The organism is Achromobacter sp. SX5 (assembly GCF_056711425.1).
The window spans coordinates 3,604,480-3,623,250 of record NZ_CM160041.1 but is presented as its reverse complement, the minus strand read 5'-3'; the positions used below and the strand labels follow the sequence as shown (position 1 = coordinate 3,623,250).

At 66.3% G+C, this 18,771-nt stretch carries 21 protein-coding genes and 1 tRNA gene; 14 read left to right on the top strand and 8 right to left on the bottom strand.

Translation table 11 applies throughout. The annotated features are described in order from the left end of the window. Positions 1–195: 195 nt before the first annotated feature. The 10 genes from leuC (at position 196) to AC1M14_RS17045 (ending at position 10,521) form a co-directional block, all read left to right on the top strand. Positions 196–1,599, top strand: coding sequence for a 3-isopropylmalate dehydratase large subunit (gene leuC, locus AC1M14_RS17090; RefSeq protein WP_102771672.1), 1,404 nt, complete (start codon positions 196–198; stop codon positions 1,597–1,599). 24 nt (positions 1,600–1,623) lie between these two features. Next, entirely contained in the window at positions 1,624–2,274 is a 651-nt protein-coding gene (gene leuD, locus AC1M14_RS17085) for a 3-isopropylmalate dehydratase small subunit (RefSeq protein ID WP_102771671.1), read from the top strand. Positions 2,275–2,309: 35 nt separating this feature from the next. Continuing rightward, complete coding sequence (leuB, locus tag AC1M14_RS17080; RefSeq protein WP_102771670.1) at positions 2,310–3,386, top strand: 3-isopropylmalate dehydrogenase; 1,077 nt, start codon at positions 2,310–2,312, stop codon at positions 3,384–3,386. 218 nt (positions 3,387–3,604) lie between these two features. Beyond that, positions 3,605–4,735, top strand: coding sequence for an aspartate-semialdehyde dehydrogenase (asd, locus tag AC1M14_RS17075; protein ID WP_102771669.1), 1,131 nt, complete (start codon positions 3,605–3,607; stop codon positions 4,733–4,735). Between the two features lie 259 nt (positions 4,736–4,994). Then, positions 4,995–6,857: a FimV/HubP family polar landmark protein gene (locus AC1M14_RS17070; protein WP_479730099.1), complete on the top strand. Its 1,863-nt coding sequence runs from the start codon at positions 4,995–4,997 to the stop codon at positions 6,855–6,857. Between the two features lie 3 nt (positions 6,858–6,860). Then, complete coding sequence (truA, locus tag AC1M14_RS17065) at positions 6,861–7,670, top strand: tRNA pseudouridine(38-40) synthase TruA (protein ID WP_479730098.1); 810 nt, start codon at positions 6,861–6,863, stop codon at positions 7,668–7,670. Between the two features lie 53 nt (positions 7,671–7,723). After that, a complete protein-coding gene (locus AC1M14_RS17060) occupies positions 7,724–8,821 on the top strand; it encodes a TRAP transporter substrate-binding protein (RefSeq protein ID WP_102771666.1) in 1,098 nt (365 codons plus the stop codon). A 71-nt stretch (positions 8,822–8,892) separates the two neighbouring features. After that, positions 8,893–9,579, top strand: a complete 687-nt coding sequence (locus AC1M14_RS17055) for a phosphoribosylanthranilate isomerase (RefSeq protein WP_479730097.1) — start codon at positions 8,893–8,895, stop codon at positions 9,577–9,579. Positions 9,580–9,703: 124 nt separating this feature from the next. Next, a tRNA-Val gene (locus AC1M14_RS17050) sits at positions 9,704–9,780 on the top strand. Positions 9,781–10,326: 546 nt separating this feature from the next. Then, complete coding sequence (locus tag AC1M14_RS17045) at positions 10,327–10,521, top strand: hypothetical protein (RefSeq protein WP_102771664.1); 195 nt, start codon at positions 10,327–10,329, stop codon at positions 10,519–10,521. 39 nt (positions 10,522–10,560) lie between these two features. Here the strand turns inward: AC1M14_RS17045 and AC1M14_RS17040 are convergent, their stop codons facing one another. Continuing rightward, positions 10,561–10,998, bottom strand: a complete 438-nt coding sequence (locus AC1M14_RS17040) for a hypothetical protein (RefSeq protein WP_111825501.1) — start codon at positions 10,996–10,998, stop codon at positions 10,561–10,563. Between the two features lie 319 nt (positions 10,999–11,317). On the opposite strand from AC1M14_RS17040, the gene AC1M14_RS17035 reads away from it, so the two are divergent. Further along, complete coding sequence (locus AC1M14_RS17035) at positions 11,318–12,868, top strand: GGDEF domain-containing protein (protein WP_479731815.1); 1,551 nt, start codon at positions 11,318–11,320, stop codon at positions 12,866–12,868. Between the two features lie 18 nt (positions 12,869–12,886). On the opposite strand, the gene AC1M14_RS17030 is transcribed toward AC1M14_RS17035, so the two are convergent. The 3 genes from AC1M14_RS17030 to AC1M14_RS17020 form a co-directional block, all read right to left on the bottom strand. After that, positions 12,887–13,108 carry a CrpP-related protein gene (locus AC1M14_RS17030; RefSeq protein WP_102771662.1) on the bottom strand — a complete coding sequence of 74 codons (222 nt, stop codon included), beginning with the start codon at positions 13,106–13,108 and terminating at the stop codon, positions 12,887–12,889. Between the two features lie 163 nt (positions 13,109–13,271). Continuing rightward, positions 13,272–13,499, bottom strand: coding sequence for a hypothetical protein (locus AC1M14_RS17025; protein ID WP_479730096.1), 228 nt, complete (start codon positions 13,497–13,499; stop codon positions 13,272–13,274). Positions 13,500–13,579: 80 nt separating this feature from the next. After that, on the bottom strand, positions 13,580–13,933 hold the full coding sequence (locus AC1M14_RS17020) for a hypothetical protein (RefSeq protein ID WP_209164807.1): 354 nt from the start codon (positions 13,931–13,933) through the stop codon (positions 13,580–13,582). Between the two features lie 211 nt (positions 13,934–14,144). Between AC1M14_RS17020 and AC1M14_RS17015 the strand changes: the two genes are divergently transcribed. Together AC1M14_RS17015 and AC1M14_RS17010 are read left to right on the top strand one after the other, a co-directional pair. Further along, positions 14,145–14,444 (top strand): hypothetical protein, encoded by a 300-nt coding sequence (locus tag AC1M14_RS17015; protein WP_102771659.1) that lies wholly within the window; start codon positions 14,145–14,147, stop codon positions 14,442–14,444. Positions 14,445–14,481: 37 nt separating this feature from the next. Continuing rightward, complete coding sequence (locus AC1M14_RS17010; RefSeq protein WP_102771658.1) at positions 14,482–14,715, top strand: hypothetical protein; 234 nt, start codon at positions 14,482–14,484, stop codon at positions 14,713–14,715. A 41-nt stretch (positions 14,716–14,756) separates the two neighbouring features. On the opposite strand, the gene AC1M14_RS17005 is transcribed toward AC1M14_RS17010, so the two are convergent. Beyond that, complete coding sequence (locus AC1M14_RS17005) at positions 14,757–14,978, bottom strand: hypothetical protein (RefSeq protein WP_102771657.1); 222 nt, start codon at positions 14,976–14,978, stop codon at positions 14,757–14,759. A 55-nt stretch (positions 14,979–15,033) separates the two neighbouring features. After that, positions 15,034–15,276, bottom strand: a complete 243-nt coding sequence (locus tag AC1M14_RS17000) for a CrpP-related protein (protein ID WP_111825499.1) — start codon at positions 15,274–15,276, stop codon at positions 15,034–15,036. Positions 15,277–15,493: 217 nt separating this feature from the next. On the opposite strand from AC1M14_RS17000, the gene AC1M14_RS16995 reads away from it, so the two are divergent. Next, positions 15,494–15,889, top strand: coding sequence for a YbaN family protein (locus AC1M14_RS16995; protein ID WP_479730095.1), 396 nt, complete (start codon positions 15,494–15,496; stop codon positions 15,887–15,889). 9 nt (positions 15,890–15,898) lie between these two features. Here the strand turns inward: AC1M14_RS16995 and AC1M14_RS16990 are convergent, their stop codons facing one another. Next, the gene (locus AC1M14_RS16990) at positions 15,899–17,680 is read right to left on the bottom strand and encodes an IlvD/Edd family dehydratase (RefSeq protein WP_102771871.1); all 1,782 of its coding nucleotides are present in this window, start codon (positions 17,678–17,680) and stop codon (positions 15,899–15,901) included. 60 nt (positions 17,681–17,740) lie between these two features. Continuing rightward, the gene (locus tag AC1M14_RS16985) at positions 17,741–18,754 is read right to left on the bottom strand and encodes a TRAP transporter substrate-binding protein (protein WP_479730094.1); all 1,014 of its coding nucleotides are present in this window, start codon (positions 18,752–18,754) and stop codon (positions 17,741–17,743) included. Between the last annotated feature and the right edge of the window lie 17 nt (positions 18,755–18,771).

Below are 18,771 nucleotides of genomic sequence, written 5' to 3'. Positions count from 1 at the left end.
TGGCCGCTGATATGAAACACACAGCGGAAGGCGTTGTGCGCCCAGCATGGTAGTGTTGGTACTGGTATATCAGGTGTGGTTGTACTAGGTTCCGGGCGTGGGCATAATTCCTCCATGCCGCAGCGGCCGGTGCGGGAGCGAGTTGCTCACACCGTGCGAGGCCCGAGTCGGACTGTCTACCAGCAGAGCGCATCCATGGCCCAAACCCTTTACGACAAACTCTGGGACGCCCACGTCGTCCATCAGGAATCAGACGGCACCTGTCTGCTCTATATCGACCGCCACCTGGTGCACGAAGTCACCAGCCCGCAGGCGTTCGAGGGGCTGGCCCTGGCCGGCCGCAAGCCGTGGCGCACCGGCGCCAACCTGGCGGTGGCGGACCACAACGTGCCCACCCTGAACCGCGCCCAGGGCATCGACGACCCGATTTCGCGCCTGCAGGTGGATACGCTGGACGCCAACTGCGAAAAATACGGCATTACCGAATTCCGCATGAATGACCTGCGTCAAGGTATCGTGCACGTGATCGGCCCGGAGCAGGGCGCGACGCTGCCCGGCATGACGGTGGTCTGTGGCGACTCGCACACCAGCACCCACGGCGCGCTGGGTGCGCTGGCCTTCGGCATCGGCACGTCCGAGGTCGAGCACGTGCTGGCCACCCAGACGCTGCTCATGAAGAAAGCCAAGAGCATGCTCATCAAGGTCGAAGGCGAACTGCCCTTCGGCTGCACCGCCAAGGACGTGGTGCTGCACATCATCGGCCGGATCGGCACGGCCGGCGGCACGGGCTATGCCATCGAGTTCGCCGGCAGCACCATCCGCGGCCTGTCCGTGGAAGGCCGCATGACCATCTGCAACATGGCCATCGAGGCCGGCGCCCGGTCGGGCATGGTCGCGGTCGACGACAAGACCATCGAGTATTTCCGCGGCCGTCCCTTCGCGCCCACCGGCGTGCTGTGGGACCAGGCGGTCGCCTACTGGCGCACGCTGCATACGGACGAAGGCGCCAAGTTCGACTCCGTCGTCGAGGTCGACGCGCGCGACATCACGCCGCAGGTCACCTGGGGCACGTCGCCCGAAATGGTGCTGCCGGTGGATTCCCGCGTGCCGGACCCGGACCGCGAGAAGGACGAAGGACGCCGCAGCGGCATGGAGCGCGCGCTGCAGTACATGGGCCTCAAGCCCAACACGCCGCTCACCGACATCCGCATCGACCGCGTCTTCATCGGCTCGTGCACCAACTCCCGCATCGAAGACCTGCGCGCCGCCGCCGCCGTGGCCCGCGGCAAGCACGTGGCTTCCAATGTGCGCCAGGCCATGGTCGTGCCGGGCTCGGGCCTGGTTAAGCAGCAGGCCGAACGCGAAGGGCTGGACAAGATCTTCATCGAAGCCGGTTTCGAATGGCGCGAGCCGGGCTGCTCCATGTGCCTGGCCATGAACGCCGACCGCCTCGAACCGGGCGAACGCTGCGCCTCCACCTCGAACCGCAACTTCGAAGGCCGGCAGGGGCAGGGCGGGCGCACCCACCTGGTGAGCCCGGCCATGGCCGCCGCCGCCGCGGTGGCCGGCCACTTCGTCGACGTCCGCACCTTCCGTTAAGCGCCACGCACCGAGACCGACATCATGCAAGCATTTACCAATCACGAAGGCCTGGTGGCTCCGCTCGACCGCGAAAACGTCGACACGGACCTCATCATCCCCAAGCAGTTCCTCAAGTCCATCAAGCGCTCCGGCTTCGGCCCGAACCTGTTCGACGAACTGCGCTACCTGGACCACGGCGAACCGGGCATGGACAACAGCAAGCGTCCGCTGAATCCGGATTTCGTGCTGAACCAGCCGCGCTACCAGGGCGCGTCGGTGCTGCTGACGCGCAAGAACTTCGGCTGCGGCTCGAGCCGCGAGCATGCGCCCTGGGCGCTGACGCAATACGGCTTTCGCGCCATCATCGCGCCGTCGTATGCCGACATTTTCTTCAACAACAGCTTCAAGAACGGCCTGCTGCCCATCGTGCTGTCCGAGCTGGAAGTCGCGCGCCTGTTCGACGAAGTCAAGGCCTTCGCCGGCTACAAGCTGCGCATCGACCTGGAGCGCCAGGTCGTGGTGGCGGCCGACGGCCGTGAGATGGGCTTCGAGATCGAACCCTTCCGCAAGTACTGCCTGCTCAACGGCTTCGACGACATCGGCCTGACCCTGCGCCAGTCCGACAAGATCCGCGCCTTCGAGGCTGAGCGCCTGGCGCGCCATCCGTGGCTGGAAAGCCGCCCCATCGCCTGACGCACCGCTTATTCCGACCACAGGATAGTTTTCGTATGACTCACAATATCGCAGTCCTGCCGGGTGACGGCATCGGCCCGGAAATCGTCGAACAGGCCGTGCGCGTCCTGAAGGCGCTGGACATTCCCCTCGACATCAAGGAAGCGCCCGTGGGCGGCGCGGCGTTCGACGCGTTCGAACATCCGCTGCCGCCGGCCACGCTCAAGCTGGCCCAGGAATCGCACGCCGTGCTGTTCGGCGCCGTCGGCGACTGGAAGTACGACAGCCTGCCGCGCGAATTCCGCCCGGAACAGGCCATTCTGGGCCTGCGCAAGGCGCTCGGCCTGTTCGCCAACCTGCGCCCGGCCATCCTGTATCCCGAGCTGGCCAGCGCGTCCTCGCTCAAGCCCGAGATCGTGTCCGGTCTGGACATCCTGATCATCCGCGAACTGACCGGCGACATCTACTTCGGCACGCCGCGCGGCGTGCGCGCCTCGCCCGACGGCGCCTTCGCCGGCGAGCGCGAGGGCTATGACACCATGCGCTATGCCGAATCCGAAGTGCGCCGCATCGCGCGCATCGGCTTCGAATCGGCCCGCAAGCGCAACAAGAAGCTGTGCAGCGTGGACAAGGCCAACGTGCTGGAGACCTCGCAGTTCTGGCGCGACATCGTGATCGAGGTGGCCCGCGACTATCCCGACGTGGAGCTGTCGCACATGTACGTCGACAACGCCGCCATGCAGCTGGTGCGCAGCCCGCGCCAGTTCGACGTCATCGTCACCGGCAACCTGTTCGGCGACATCCTGTCGGACGAGGCGGCCATGCTGACCGGCTCGATCGGCATGCTGCCCTCGGCCTCGCTCAATGCCGGCGGCCAGGGCCTGTACGAACCCAGCCACGGCTCGGCCCCGGACATCGCCGGGCAGGGCGTGGCCAATCCGCTGGCCACCATTCTGTCGGCCGCCATGCTGCTGCGCTACTCGCTGAACCTGGCGCCGCAGGCCGACCGGATCGAGGCCGCGGTGCGCCGCGTGCTGGCCGACGGGCTGCGCACCGCCGACATCTTCGAGGCGGGCACGACCAAGGTCGGCACCGCCCAGATGGGCGACGCGGTGCTCAAAGCCCTGGGCTGAGCCGCCTGACGGACTCGGCAAGAGGCCGTCCAGGTGGCGGCCTCTTGCATTTCGGGGCTTTCCGGCGTGGCCGGGACGCCGCGAAAACCGTCCCGGCCCATTGCGTCCCCAATTTTTTATAGCTGCGCCGCAACATCTCCCCGTGCATTCTGATAAATTGTTGAATTGCACGGCTTTTTTCCCGGACCCTGTCTTCACCTTTATATAGAGCGATTGAAATGAATCAAGCAGTAGGCCTTGTCGGCTGGCGCGGTATGGTCGGCTCGGTGCTCATGCAACGCATGCGCGACGAGAACGACTTCGCACTGATCGAGCCGGTTTTCTTCTCCACCAGCAACGCTGGCGGCGCTGCGCCCACTTGGGCCGACGGCGCGGGCCCGCTGCAGGACGCCTACGACATTGACGCTCTGAAAAAACTGCCGATCATCGTGACGGCGCAAGGCGGCGACTACACGTCCGAGATCTATCCCAAGCTGCGCGGCGCCGGCTGGAACGGCATCTGGATCGACGCGGCCAGCACGCTGCGCATGGCCGACGACGCCATCATCGTGCTGGACCCGGTCAACCGCCCGGTCATCGACGCGGCGCTCAAGCGCGGCGTGCGCAACTTCGTCGGCGGCAACTGCACGGTCAGCTGCATGCTGATGGGCCTGGCCGGCCTGTTCAACAACGACCTGGTCGAATGGATGACGACCATGACGTACCAGGCCGCCTCGGGCGGCGGCGCGCAGCACATGCGCGAGCTGCTGACCCAGTTCGGCGAAATCAACCAGGCGGTCAAGCCGCTGCTGGACGATCCCGCCTCGGCCATCCTCGAAATCGACCGCGGCGTGCTGGCCAAGCAGAAGGACCCGGCGCTGCCCCAGGAGCATTTCGGCGTGCCGCTGGGCGGCAACCTGATCCCCTGGATCGACAAGGACCTGGGCAACGGCATGTCCAAGGAAGAATGGAAGGGCGAGGTCGAGACCAACAAGATCCTCGGCCGCGGCGCCGCCTTCGGCACGCCCGCCACCCCGATCGACGGCCTGTGCGTGCGCATCGGCGCCATGCGCTGCCATAGCCAGGCGCTGACCATCAAGCTCAAGCGCGACCTGCCGATCGACGAGATCGAAGCGCTGATCGCGCAAGGCACGCAATGGGCCAAGGTGGTGCCGAACACCAAGGAAGCGACCGTCGCGGCGCTGACGCCGGTGGCCGTCACCGGCACGCTCGACATCCCCGTGGGCCGTCTGCGCAAGCTGTCGATGGGCTCGCAATACCTCGGCGCGTTCACGGTCGGCGACCAGCTGCTGTGGGGCGCCGCCGAGCCGCTGCGCCGCATGCTGCGCATCGCGCTGGCCGAGGCCTGAGGCCGGTCTGGCGGCGCGTCGCGCCGCCTGTACACGCCGTCAGCGCGAACAAGGGCACCTGCGGGTGCCCTTGCCGTTTTACGCGGGGTCCGGCCGCATGCGCGGGACCGGCGCGCCAGCAAATCCCGGCGGGCCTTTCAGGTTTGTGAAATGCGCTCGATCCATTACACTTTTCCGATGAATTGATGCCGATTCCGGCCATGTTCGGCATGGATCGGCGCCAGCCCGTCATTCGACTACAAGAACGGAATTCCAGCTTATGACCCAGCGTTCGCGCCAAGTGAAGCATGCCCGCCGTTTGAAAGCCCTGCAGTGGGCGATCGCGTTGGCGATCGGTTCAAGCGTGTGCGGCTCGGCTGCGGCCATGCGCGTGGGACATTCGCGGGTGGTTTCGGTGCCGGGCGCGCCGCTGCAGGCGATGGTGGGATTGCAGGACCTGACGCCCGATGAAGTGTCGTCGCTGAAGGTCTCGGTGGCCGACGAGGCGGCGTGGCAGCGCGCCGGCCTGAAGCCGCCGGTTCCGCTGGCCAGCATGGTGGTGCGCGTCGAAGACGGCATGGACCCCACGCGCAAGAACCTGCGCGTGCGCGCTTCGCAGCCACCGGCCAGCGGCGCGGTGGACCTGCTGCTGGACATCAGTTCCAGCTCCGGCCAGCGCCAGGTGCAGGTCAGCATCCTGGTGCCGCTGCGCGGCACCACCGCCGAGGTCACGCCGGCCGCGGTCGGCACGCCGTCGCGCGCGGCCGGCGGCCGTTCGGTCAACGTCAAGTCGGGCGACAACCTGTTCGGCATCGCCCAGCGCAACGCGGTGCCCAACGCCTCGGTCTACCAGATGCTGGTGGCCCTGTGGCGCGCCAATCCGCAAGCCTTCATCCAGAACAACATGAACCTGGTGCGCGCCGGCGAGAAGCTGACGATCCCGGACGCCGCCACCGTGCGCGCCGTGGACCCGGCCGAGGCGCGCCGCATTTTCAACGAACACGCCGAAGCCTTCGCCAAATACCGCTCGCGCATTGGCGCGGCCTCGGCCGCGAACCCCGCCGTGGTCCGCGGGCAGGGCGGCGCCTCCGGCAGCGTCGCGGCGCCGGCGGAAACCGGCGTCGCCACCGCCACGCCGCCGCAGGACCGCGTGCGCCTGTCCGCCGGACGCACCGAGGACAGCGCGGCCGCCCAGGCCGAAGCGCAGGCCGATGCGCGGACCTCCCAGCAGCGCGCCATGGCCGACGTGCAGGGACGGGTGGACCAGCTGCAGAGCAACGTCGACGATCTGAGCAAGGCGCTCGAACAGCAGCGCGCGGGCGCGGCGGGGGCAACAGGTACGCCGGGCGCCGCGGGCACGCCGGGCGCCGCGGGCACGCCGGGGGCAGCAGGTACGCCGGGCGCTGCGGGCACGCCGGGGGCAGCAGGTACGCCGGGTGCAACAGGCACGCCGGGTGTAACAGGTACGCCGGGTGCAACAGGCACGCCGGGTGCAACAGGTACGCCGGGTGCAACAGGCACGCCGGGTGCAACAGGTACGCCGGGTGCTTCGGGTACGTCTGGCGAAGCGGGTACGCCCGGCGCAGCAGGTGCATCGGGCGCTGCAGGTGCACCGGGTGCTGCAGGCACGCCAGGAGCAACCGGCACGCCGGGCGCAGTAGGCAGCCCGGGCGCTGCAGGTACGCCGGGTGCAGCAGGCACGCCGGGTGCAGCAGGCACGCCGGGTGCAGCAGGCACGCCGGGTGCAGCAGGCACGCCGGGTGCAGCAGGCACGCCGGGCGCAACAGGCGCGCCGGGTGCTGCAGGCACGCCGGGCCCCGGGGTCGCGCCCGGCGCCGTCCAGGCGGACAAGCCCGCCGGCACGCCGCCCATAAAGCAGGAGAACTCGTCGGGCATGCCTTCGTGGCTGGCCGACAATCTGCTCGTCATCGTCACCGCCGTGCTGGCGCTGATCGCCTTCGCCATTGCCTGGCTGCTGCGCCGGGCGGGCGCCCGGCGCGAGGACGACGACGAGGAGACCTACGCCTATAACGAGCCGGTGCTGGATACGGCAGCACTGAACCGCAAGCTCGACAGCATCAATCTCGACCTGGACGAACCGCCCACGGACGAACCGCGCCGTGTCGGCGGTCCACGGGTTTGATACATGTCTAGAGTTGCATTGGGGCTGGCGTACGACGGCTCCGCCTGGCAGGGTTGGCAGACGCAGCCGCATCGGCAGACGGTGCAGGATACGCTGGAGGCCGCGCTGGGACGTTTTTGCGGGATCGAGGAACCGGTGCCGACGATTTGCGCGGGCCGCACGGACACCGGCGTGCATGGCGCCATGCAGGTGGTCCACCTGGATACGGCGCTGGACCGGCGCATGGAATCCTGGGTCAGGGGCGTCAACGCGTTTCTGCCGCCCAGCATTTCGGTGCAGTGGGCGCAGCAGGTGTCGGATGAATTCCACGCCCGGTTTTCGGCCAGCGCGCGGACCTACGTCTATCTGCTGTGGCGCGGCCGGGTGCGTCCGGCGCTGTGGGCAGGGCGCGCGGGCTGGTGCTTCCAGCCGCTGGACGTGGACGCGATGCGCGCGGCGGCGAGCGCCTTGCTGGGCGAGCACGATTTCTCCAGCTTCCGTTCCTCGCAATGCCAGGCCAGGCATCCGGTGCGCCACCTGCAGCGGCTCGACATCGAAGAGCGCGGGCCGTTCCTGGTGTTCACCTTGAAGGCGAACGCCTTCCTGCATCACATGGTGCGCAATATCATGGGAGCGTTGCTGCAGGTCGGGCAGGGCAGGGAGACGGTCGACTGGATGGCGCAACTGCTGTCGTGGCGCGACCGCAAGCGCGGCGCGCCGACGTTCGCGCCGGACGGCCTGTACCTCTCGGCCATCGATTATCCCGAAGCGTTCGGGCTGCAGGAACTCGACGGCGGGTCGCAGTTGCTGTCGCCGTTTACTCAAACCTATTAGGAAAGCCGCCGGCGACGGCGCCGCCTTTTCCTGCCCGATGGAGGTCTTTTGCCATGCGACGCCGCGCGTTTTTGAAGCAGACCGCCCTGGGAGCCGCCGCCGGCGGCGCGGCCGTGGCGGCTCCGGTTTTCGCGCAGGAAGCTCCGGCCGTCGCATGGAGGCTGGCTTCCAGCTTTCCCGATGAATCGCCGACGATGTCGGCGGGCGCCGAAGACGTGGCGCGCTATGTCTCCGAAGTGACGGACGGGCGTTTCACCATCGAGATCTATCCGGCCGGCGATCTGGTGCAGCCGGGCCAGATACTCGAGGCCGTGCAGTATCGCGTCGTCGATTGCGGCCATACGGCCTCGACCCGCTATTTCGACACGGACCCGGCGCTGAGCTTCGACGCCGGCGTGCCGTTCGGCCTGAACACGCGGCAGATGCACGCGTGGATGCTCCAGGGCGAGGGCCTGGCGCTGACGCGCGTGCTGTTCGACAAGTACAACATCCTGAACTTTCCCTGTGGCTACACCGGCGCCCAGATGGGCGGCTGGTTCCGCCCGGAAATCAAGACCGTGGACGACTTGCGCGGGCTGAAGGTCAAAGCCGGCGGATTCGCCCGCGCGGTGCTTGCCCGCATGGGCGCGATCCCCGTCGCGGTGCCGGTGGCGGAAACCTATGCCGCGCTGGAACAGGGCGTGGTGGACGCGGTCGCCTGGATCGGCCCCTACGACGACGAGAGCCTGGCGCTCTACAAGGTCGCCAGGAACTACTATTTTCCCGGCTGGTGGGCCGGCACGCTGCAGTTGTCGCTGTACGTCAACCAGGACGCCTACGACGAGCTGCCCAAGCCGTACCAGTCCGCGCTGGCGCTGGCCTGCAACATGGCCACGGGCAACATGATCGCCAAGTACGACGCCGGCAATCCACAGGCGCTGCGCCGCCTGGTCTCGCGCGGGGCTCAATTGAAGGCGTTTCCCAGGCCGCTGCTGCAGGCCGGCTACGAAGCGTCGCTCGCCGTCTATAAAGAAATCAGCGCCAAGAACCCCATGTTCAAGAAACTCTACGAGAGCATGACGGCGTTTCGCGACATGGAGGCGCCGTGGTTCCGCCTGGCCGAAGGCAGCTTTGACAACCTCATGACGACTCTGGCTCAGCCGGGCTCCTAGCGTGCCGGCCTCGCCCGGCGGATATACTGAATCAACCCGTCGCGCATGCGACGAAGCCACTGAAGAATTCCATGCGCACACGCATCAAGATCTGCGGATTGACCCGCGAAGAAGACATCGACGCCGCCGTCGCGGCCGGCGTCGACGCCATCGGCTTTGTCTTCTACCCCAAGAGCAAACGCTGCCTCACGCCCACGCGCGCCGCGCAGTTGCGGCGCATGGTGCCGGCCTTCGTCGACGTCGTGGCGCTGTTCGTCAATCCCGCGCAAAGCGAGGTCGAGGCCGTGCTCGACCAGGTCGGGCCGGAACTGCTGCAGTTCCACGGCGACGAAACGCCGCAGGATTGCGCCCACTACGGCCGCCGCTTCCTGCGCGCGTTCCGCGCCGGCGCGCCGGGCCTGGAAACCGCGGAAAACCTGGCGTCCACCTGCCGCGCCTACGGCGAGGCCGCGGGCTGGCTGTTCGACAGCTACAGCGCGGGCTACGGCGGCAGCGGCCACGGCTTCGACTACGCCTTGCTCGACGAAGTGAGGGCCGATCCGATCTCGCGCCCGCTGATCCTGTCGGGCGGATTGAACGCCGAAAACGTGGGCCAGGCGGTGCGCTCGCTGCGGCCTTGGGGCGTGGATGTGAGCAGCGGAGTCGAGGTCGAGCAAGGAATAAAAAGTTCTGATAGAATCTCGTTCTTCGTTGCCGCGGTGCGAGCCGCGGACGCGATACTGAAGAGTGAAGCAGTGCTGATGAATAAGCCGCACTGAGTAGTGTGAAGTTGTGCTGGGAATGTCGCCAAGCTGGTTTTCCCGGACGCAATGAAAAATGCAAAAAATCTTCCAAGACGATTTGCATAGTTCAAAAAAGCACTATATAATTCTTCTTCTTTGCAGGCGGTTAGCTCAGCTGGTTAGAGCGCCACGTTGACATCGTGGAGGTCGTTGGTTCGATTCCAATACCGCCTACCAAATTCCTGCAAAGTGGTGCCAAGCACCGCCTTAAAAGCCGCGTAAGTCTTAGACTTCGCGGCTTTTTGCTTTCTGTGCTGCAAAGTAGCGCCAAGCGATTTAAGGGTAGGAATGAGTAAGGCCAATCAGAATAAGGGTAGGCCCCCGCCGCCTCATTTTCCCGCCTCTGCCGCGCACCGATCCAGATAATCTGACCACCACTGCATGAGCCGGCTGCCCCCGTCCAGATACTCAGCGTGGTTATTGCGCGCTGCTGCGCTCATGCTTCACGTTTAGCTTTTGACTGTCCAGCTTTTTGACGTCAGTTCGCAAACCGTGCCGTTTTGCATTGATGAGAGGAATGCGGTGAGCCTGACGGTTTCTTCTTGTCCGCAAGCTGGGCGAGTGAACATTGGGATGCCAACCCGTCCATCGCTTGGAAGTCGCGGGCATCAACCGCCGGGCTGAAGGTCCTGCGCCGCCCCAATATACTGTATAAAAATACAGTATATTGGGGCTATGGGGCTGCGCGAGCCAGCCCCTGGCATGTGCGGTAGGGGACGAGAAATGGCCGATGAGGAATGGACACAACGGGACGAGTATTGCTGGCAGGGACCGCCTGGTTGGACGATCTGCCGCGTGTTTGTCGAGGGCATGTGGCAATACGAACTGTGGTTCAGCCGCGGCGCCAGCGGCACGATCTACGGCATGCGCGCATCGCTGGGCGCCGCGCAGGATCTCTACAGGCAGAAGCTGCGCTAGGCCGTCACCGGCGGAATTCCGGCGCGCCCGAGCGCAAGTCTATCCAGCCAGCTTCATGGAAACGTCGGCGTGCGTACCACGATCCAGATCGATTCCCTTCCCGGCCGTACATTCGGGCAGGTCGAGCAGTTCGGCCGCGACTTCTCCGGCTTCGATTCGTCGCGTGATGTCATCCAGCAGTTCCGTGCGCGAAGCAAACCCTCGACCTCTCAGGCCTTTCACAAAAAGGCGGTAGGTCAAGTTGGGTTCGACGCCTTTCATCACGCCGAGGTCGAAAATCCTGCCTTGTTCGTTCCGAAGAAACAGGTGGCCGGGCCTGGCGTAGATTCTGTATACCCGCCACGGCGACAAGGTCGCGGCGTGCGCAACCGGCGGGCGCCCACGCTGGCCGTCCTGCTGCCGTGACGACGTCGCCGGCGGGATGAGCTTCCGGCAAGCCGTGATGGCGCGGGCGAAGGACCTGCTGAATAGCTTCATAAGGCGGCCTGAATGAATCGAAGCGCGGCGTAGCCGCGATACAGCGAATCAGCCGACCAGATTAGGGTTTGGGATTGAAGGCTGCCGGCCTTTATCGAGGTGGAGCATGCGATTCGCCACTAACGAACCCGGCAACAGTGCATCGTCGTGGCAGGCGCCACACCACCACAGTACGCTCAATACCGGCTGGCCCCTACGATTGAATTGAAACAAGCATGGCGCGCGCCCGACCCGCCTGCGGAGCGGCGATTGAAATAAACTGTGCACAACGGAAATATGCCGTATTTGATTTCAACCAGGGGGCGGTGTGAGCGACAAAATGCCGCGGCGGGGGCGATCCACGGCGCGTCGGGTGACGCTGGGACTGGTCGCGGGCTGGCTCGTGCTGGTCGCGGGTCTTGCGCAGTGGATGTCGCAGGGGATCGAAGCGACGCGGCTGGGCAGCCTGGCCGCCAGCGCGGAATATGAAACCCGGATTACCGCGCGCGTCATGGACCGCCTGTTCACCGAGATGATCAGCGTCGCGAACATGGTGTCCCGCCAGGCGCAGGTAATCGAGCTCGCCGCCCGATACCGTACCGATCCGCCCGGCGCGGCGGAGCTGACCCGGCAGGAGCGGGCGGCTTTGTTCACGCGCGATCCCCTGGTGCGCAAGGTGGGCGACCTCATGAATGCGCTGGCCGGCGATCTGCGGTATGCGCGCATTTATATGAACAATATGTCGGACGATACGGTGACGGCCAGCAACTGGGCGGAGCCGGACAGTATCGTCGGCATGGTTTATTCGGGCCGGGCCTATCTGGTGGACGCGTTGCGTGAGGGCAAGGGCAGTTATTTCGGCATTGCCCGGCTGAACAAGAGCCCCTCGTACTTCGTTTCCAGCCGCATCGAGGACGTGAACGAGCAGCCGTTGGGATCGGTGACGGTGAAATTCGATGCGCCGGACGTGGCGCTGTACCTGGCCGGGCGGCATACCACGCTGGTCGTGAATCGCCAGGGGCGGGTGACCACGGCTTCGTCCGCGTCGTTGATGCTGCGCAACGTGGCGGCGCTCATGCCTGCGGGCACGGTGCTGCCTTCCGACGGCGATGAAGATCCGGGCGAGCCCATGGACCTGCGCCCGATTGCTTCCCATGCGGACCAATGGCTGGTCGAAGGTCGGCCGTACCTGGTGCGGCGCCAGCCGCTGTCCAATGCCCAATACCAGCTGATTACGCTGGCTTCGCTGGACGAGCTGACGCTCATGCGCCGGCAGCATCTGTGGGTGGCGGGGCTGGTGGCGGTGTTCGGCTCGGTGCTGATCCTGCTTTCCAGTCACGCGGTCGGGCAGATCGTGAGACGCCGCCAGGATGAACGGCACGCGGCCAATCATGACGCGCTTACCGGTTTGCCGAACCGGCGGGCCGTCATGGCCGAACTGGAGCGGTATTTTTCGCTGGCGAATCGGATGCAGCGCTGCGTGCTGGTGGCGTTCATCGATCTGGACGGTTTCAAGACGATCAACGATACCTACGGCCACGATATAGGCGACAAATTCCTGATCGAGGTGGGCCGGCGCCTGTCGGCCGGCCTGCGTGCCGGGGACATGCTGGGACGCTGGGGAGGCGACGAGTTTGTCGTGGTCGGGCTGGGCGCGCGGCCCGGGCCGGACGCGCCGGAGGGTGAGATCGTGGAGGCCATGCGCGCGCGGCTTGCGCCGTTGCTCAGCGGCGCCTACACGCTGGACGGCTGCCGCTTTCATTACGCGGGCGCGAGCTTCGGCATCGTGAGCGCGGACCCTGCCGCAAGCACGCTGCCGGCCGTGCTCAAGCAAGCCGATCTGCTGATGTATGCGGACAAGCAGGCGCGGCGTCAGACGCAGACGGCTTGATCCGCCAGGACGCCGCCCTCAGTCGGACAGTTGCTGCTGTTGCCGCCGCTTCAGGTCGGCAAGCCTGGCCTGGGTTTCGCGGCGCCAGCCGTCTTCCCAGGACGTCAGTTTCGCGCGCCACTTGCTGGGCGATTCGCCCGTGTGGCCCGGCATGTTTATCGCCTTCATGTACGGGCAGGCCGAGAGAGGTACGCCGTGCCTTGCAGCTTCCTGGCCAGCCTTGTGGATGAGCTCATCCATTTCGCGCCTCCGATGGTAGAAGTTGCCTTAGGGACGACGATGACCGTCGTCTCTCCGGAAGTCCAGCACTGTTACTGCGGGAAATAGAGGGGCGGGTCTCAAAAAAAGCGCCCGTAGAGCTGGGCGCGTAAGGAGTGTGCGATGGCGGGCGGCGCATCCGACGTCAGCGGCCTCCCGGCTTGCCGACAGGCGGATTTTTGCCCGCCTGCTCCTGGGTTTTCTTGTTGCGGCCGTAGGCGTCCCGTCCTTCGGGCAGTTCCTTTCCACCGCCGGGATAGCCGGAGTTCGAGTCCGGGTCATTGTTCTCTCGCCCCGTGGGAGGGCCGTCCGCGGTGGGTTGGGCCTTGCGCCGTTCGTTGTCGGATTCGGCATGGAAGGGAAGCTTGGGCATGTCGCGGGTTCCTGGTTCGCACGATCGCCGCAACGCTGCGGCGATCAGCTTGCAGCAAGCGGCGTGCCGCGGGGCCAGCGTCAGCGGCCGAACTCGTTGGTCTTGTGGCCGCCGCTGCCGGCCTGGCCTCCCGGTATTTTTCCGTCGGGCGCGGGGTTGGCCCGCGAGCCCTTGACGGTGCCCTGGCCGCGTATCTGCTGGGGCTCGCGCTCGGCCGGGCCGGCCGCGGGGGCAGGCGGTTTGGGCGGCGTGGGGCCCGCGGTGTCCGGGCCCTGGCCGTCGGGTCCGGCCTGCTTCGGGACCGGCGCCGATTGTTTGCCGGCCTCCTGGCGGGCGCCGGACTGGTTTTGCGGCTGGGCATGCAGCCGGGGCGTCGACGGATACAGCGCGGCCAGCGCCAGCGGTATGGCCAGGAATGCGCGAGCGGGTTTCATGGCGGTCTCTCCATAATGAATCCCGGCTGCGGAGCAAACGCCGTTCCGGCGGCTCCGCGCGTTACCGGCTTGTATCAAGCGCTACCGAGGGTCCGGCAAGCGCGCCGATCTGCACATTTTTGTAGGAATAGGGTGGGCCCTGTAACGCGCCGTCTTATTTGGCGGGCGAGTTGAATCTATGCTGCGGGCGAGCAGTTCTCGCGAGGTAATCATGAAAAAAATAACGTTGCTCTGTGTTGGAGCGTTTATCGGGTGCGCCGCGGTCTCCATGCCGGCGATGGCCGACCACGATGACCATCGGGACTATTATTACGGCGGCCATCATGGCGGCAAGTACAAGCAGGAATACTGGGACGGAAACTGCAAGGTCGAGCGCAAGTGGAAGCGCAACGGCGACTACAAGGAAGAGCGCAAGTGCAAGGCGCCGCGGCCCGTGGTCTATCCCGCCTATCCGCAGCCTGTGTACCCGCAGCCGGGCGTCGTCATTCAGGGCACCGCCGTGATTCGCTAGGCGGTAAGATGGCTGTTCCACGGCATGGAGGTGCACGATGGAAACAGGCAATCCACCTGCCTACCGGAGCACGCTGGTCGTGCAGCCCGGGCGCGGCGGCAAATATGAATGGGAAATCGTGACGCGTTCCGCCCGCACGGGCGACGTCGTCCGTGTGGAGCGGGGCGAGGACCTAGCCTACGACAACTGGGACGCCGCCATCGAGGCCGGCAACAAGGCGGCGCTCGACTACCGGCCGGACGATCCGCCCGTGCTGCGGCTGCCTGACTGAAGCGGCGCGCCGGCCGCGCACGGCGGCCGGTCTCTTGCGGTTCAGCGCTTGCGCTGCGCCTCGTGCAGCAAGTGGCTCACGTGGCCGTAGCCCGGCCGGCGGCTGATTTCTTTCATGTACTGGCGCAGTTCATCTTCGGCCGACGGCATTTCGCCGCGGCCGGCGGGCGTCAGCAGCCTGGCGTCCGGGTGCTGCAGCTTGCCCCTCCATTCGGCCGAGTTTTCATCGCGCGAAAAAGGGGAGTTCCGGTCGAGTTTTCCCATTGCCATCTCCTGGGCGATTGAAGAAAGCGGCTCGGGGCCGGGCGGCCCCGCAGGTTCACTGCGCGCGGCGAGCGACCGCGCGCGGCACGTATCGCTGGCTATCGCCTGGCGGTTGTTTCCATTTCTTGGTCTGTGCCATCCAACCGGCTTCCCAGGCTTCGACCTTGTCGCGCCATTGCGCGATGGATTCCCCCGTGTGGGCCGGCATGGCCTGGGCACGGTAGTAAGGGCAGTCCCACAAGGTCAATCCGTCGCGGGCGGCTTGCGCGCCCAGCTTTTGGATGTCGTCGCGTTGCATTGCAAAACCCTCCAAAAGTAAACGATTGGGGGGTTTAGTATGGAGGCAAAGCGCAATAGTTCGCAATAGTGTTGGGATACTATCCCGACTGGCCGTCATGCACTGCTACGGTATATTGCGGTGTTTCTTCAGATACGGACTCGCAACCCATGGGTCAGACCGCCCGGGCCAATTTCCAGTCTTCCGTCCGGCGCCCGGCGGCCCGCCGCCGACTGCCATGATGAGAGTGCTGTGGCTATGCCTGGGCTGCCTGATGCTGGCGTTGGGCATCATCGGCGCGTTTCTGCCGGTGATGCCTACGACCATCTTCCTGATCCTGGCGGTAGGCTGCTTTTCGCGCTCGTCCCCCAGGCTGGAAAAATGGCTGCTGGACAGCCCCACCTACGGGCCCGCGCTGCGCGCCTGGCGCGACCAGGGCGCCGTGTCGGCCAAGGGCAAGACCTATGCCTGCCTGGGCATGGCGCTGGGGTACGTGCTTTTCTGGTGGGGCGCGGACCCGTCCTGGCAACTGGGGGCGGCGGTCGCGGTTTTCTTCCTGGCCAGCGCCGCCTATGTCCTTACCCGGCCGTCGCCGCGCCCGCCCGCCGCGGATGAAAAGCCGCCCGGCGCATAGGCGCCGGTCTCAGTGCGAATGCCTGGGGTCGCCGCGGGTTTCCACGACCTTCAGGTACAGCGTGGCCGGCTCCAGGCAGCCGCCGGTCGATAGTTGGCCCACCCATTGCCGGTACAGTTCCTGCCACGGCGTCTGCGACGCGGGCGCCTGGTAGCCGGGTTCCTGGCTGCGGCGCGCCATTTCGGTTTCGTCCACCAGCGCCGTGACCGTGCGCTGGTTCAGGTCGACGCGGATGCGGTCGCCGGTGCGCAGCAGCGCCAGGCCGCCGCCCACCGCGGCCTCGGGCGACATGTTCAGGATCGACGGGCTGGCGGAAGTGCCGCTCTGGCGGCCGTCGCCCATGCAGGGCAGGTCATCGATGCCGCGCCTGATCAGGGCCGCAGGCGGCGCCATGTTGACGACTTCGGCGCTGCCGGGGTAGCCCACGGTGCCGGCGCCGCGGATCACCAGTATGCAGCGCTCGTCGATGTTCAGCGCCGGGTCGTCGATGCGCGCGTGGTAGTCCTCGGGGCCTTCGAATACGATGGCGCGCGCCTCGAAGGCGTTTTCCGACCCCGGCTGCGACAGATAGGCGCGGCGGAAGTCGTCGCCCACCACCGACATCTTGATGATGGCGCTGTCGAAGAAGTTGCCCGACAGGACGATGAAGCCGGCGCGGTGCTTCAGCGGCCGGTCGCAGCTGCGGATCACGTCGGCGTCATGGGGTTTGGCCGCGGCGGCGATCTCGCCTATGGTCTTGCCCGACACCGTGGCGCAGCCGGTGTGCAGGCGGCCGGCGGCGGCCAGTTCGTGCAGCACGGCGGGAACGCCGCCGGCGCGGTGAAAGCCTTCGCCCAGGTGTTCGCCGGCGGGCACGCAGTTCACCAGCAGCGGCACGTCTTCGCCCAGCCGCTGCCAGTCGTCCAGGCTGAGATCGATGCCGGTGTGCCGGGCGATGGCGATGAGGTGGGGCGGGCAGTTGCTGGACGCGCCCAGCGCCGAGGCCACGACGATGGCGTTCTCGAAGGCCTCGCGCGTCAGGATGTGGGACGGGCGCAGGTCTTCGCGCACCATGTCGCAGATGCGCACGCCGGTGGCGTAGGCCATCTGGCCGCGTTCGCGGTAGGGCGCCGGGATGCTGGCGCAGGTGGGCAGCGACATGCCCAGGGCCTCGGCCAGCGAGTTCATCGACAGCGCCGTGCCCATGGTGTTGCAGTGGCCGATGGAGGGCGACGAGGCGGTGGCCAGGGTCATGAAGCCTTCGTAGTCGAGCTTGCCGGCGGCCATGAGCTTGCGGGCATGCCAGATGACCGTGCCGGAGCCCACGCGCTGGCCGTCGTGCCAGCCGTCGAGCATCGGGCCGCCCGACAGCACGATCGCGGGTATGTCTATGGTGGCCGCGGCCATGAGGCAGGCCGGCGTGCTCTTGTCGCAGCCGGTGGTCAGCACCACGCCGTCCAGCGGATAGCCGTGCAGGATCTCGACCAGCCCCAGATAGGCCAGGTTGCGGTCCAGCGCGGCCGTGGGACGGCGGCCCTGTTCGGCCAGCGGGTGCACGGGGAATTCCATCGGAATGCCGCCGGCGTCGCGGATGCCGGCGCGGATGCGTTCGGCCAGCGCCAGGTGGTGGCGGTTGCACGGCACCAGGTCGCTGCCGGTCTGGGCGATGCCGATGATGGGGCGGCCCGATTGCAGTTCCTGCCGGGTCAGGCCGTAGTTGAGATAGCGCTCGACGTAGATGGCGGTCATGTCGGCGTGGGTGGGGTCGTCAAACCATTTCTGGCTGCGCAGTTTGCGGGGATTGTGCGGCATGGACATCTCGCTCTATGGTTGCGTGGCCGCCCGGCGCGGTCCGGGCGGCTGGAAACCGGGTCAGTTGCGCGCCTTCCCGATTTCGTCGTTCAGCTGCTTGATCAGGTCGGGGCCGAGTTCCTGCGTGTACTTGTCGACCACCGGCTGCACCGTCTGGCGCATGCGCGCCACTTCCTGTTCAGACACAGTATTGATCTTCATGCCGGCCGATTCCAGGATGCCCATGGCTTTCTGGGAATCGGCGCGGCTGTCCTTGCGTTCGAAATCGCGCGACGAGGCGGCGGCCTGGCGGATCAGCCGCTGTTCGTCGGCCGACAGGCCGTCCCACCATTTCTTGGACGCCAGCACCACCCACGGCGTATAGACGTGACGGGTGATGGTCAGGTAGGGCTGCACCTCGTAGAACTTGCTGCTCTGGATGGTGGTGATGGGGTTTTCCTGGCCGTCCACGGTGCGCGTCTCCAGCGCCGTGAACAGTTCCGAGAACGGCATGGGCACGGCGTTGGCGCCCAGCGCGTTGAACACGCCGAGCGCGATCTGGTTCTGCATGACGCGCAGTTTGATGCCTTGCAGGTCTTCGGCGCGCACGATGGGGCGCTTGGAGTTGGTCAGGTTGCGAAAGCCGTTTTCCCAGTACACCAGCCCGACCAGGCCCTTGGCTTCCAGCTTTTTCAGCAGGTCCTGGCCCAGCGGGCCGTCGAGCACGGCGTCGGCTTCTTTTTCGCTGTTGAACAGGAACGGCAGGTCGAACATGCCGAACTCCTTGACCATGCCGGCCAGCGGCGCGGTCGAGCCCACCATCATTTCCTGGACGCCGCCGACCAGCGCGCCTTGCATCTGTTCGTCCGAACCCAGGCTGGCCGAGCCGAAGGTTTTCATCTTGAGCTTGCCGTCGCTGATTTTCTGCAGTTCCTGCGCCAGGTGGCGCGCGGCGCGGCCCTGGACGCTGTCTTCGTTCAGGCCGTAGCCGAAACGGATCAGGCGCGGTTTGACGTCGGCGGCCGAAGCGGCGGCGACGGTGCAGCACAGCGCCGCGGCCAGGGCCAGGGTGCGGGTCTTGAAACGGGTGATCATGGTGCTCCTCCTTGGAT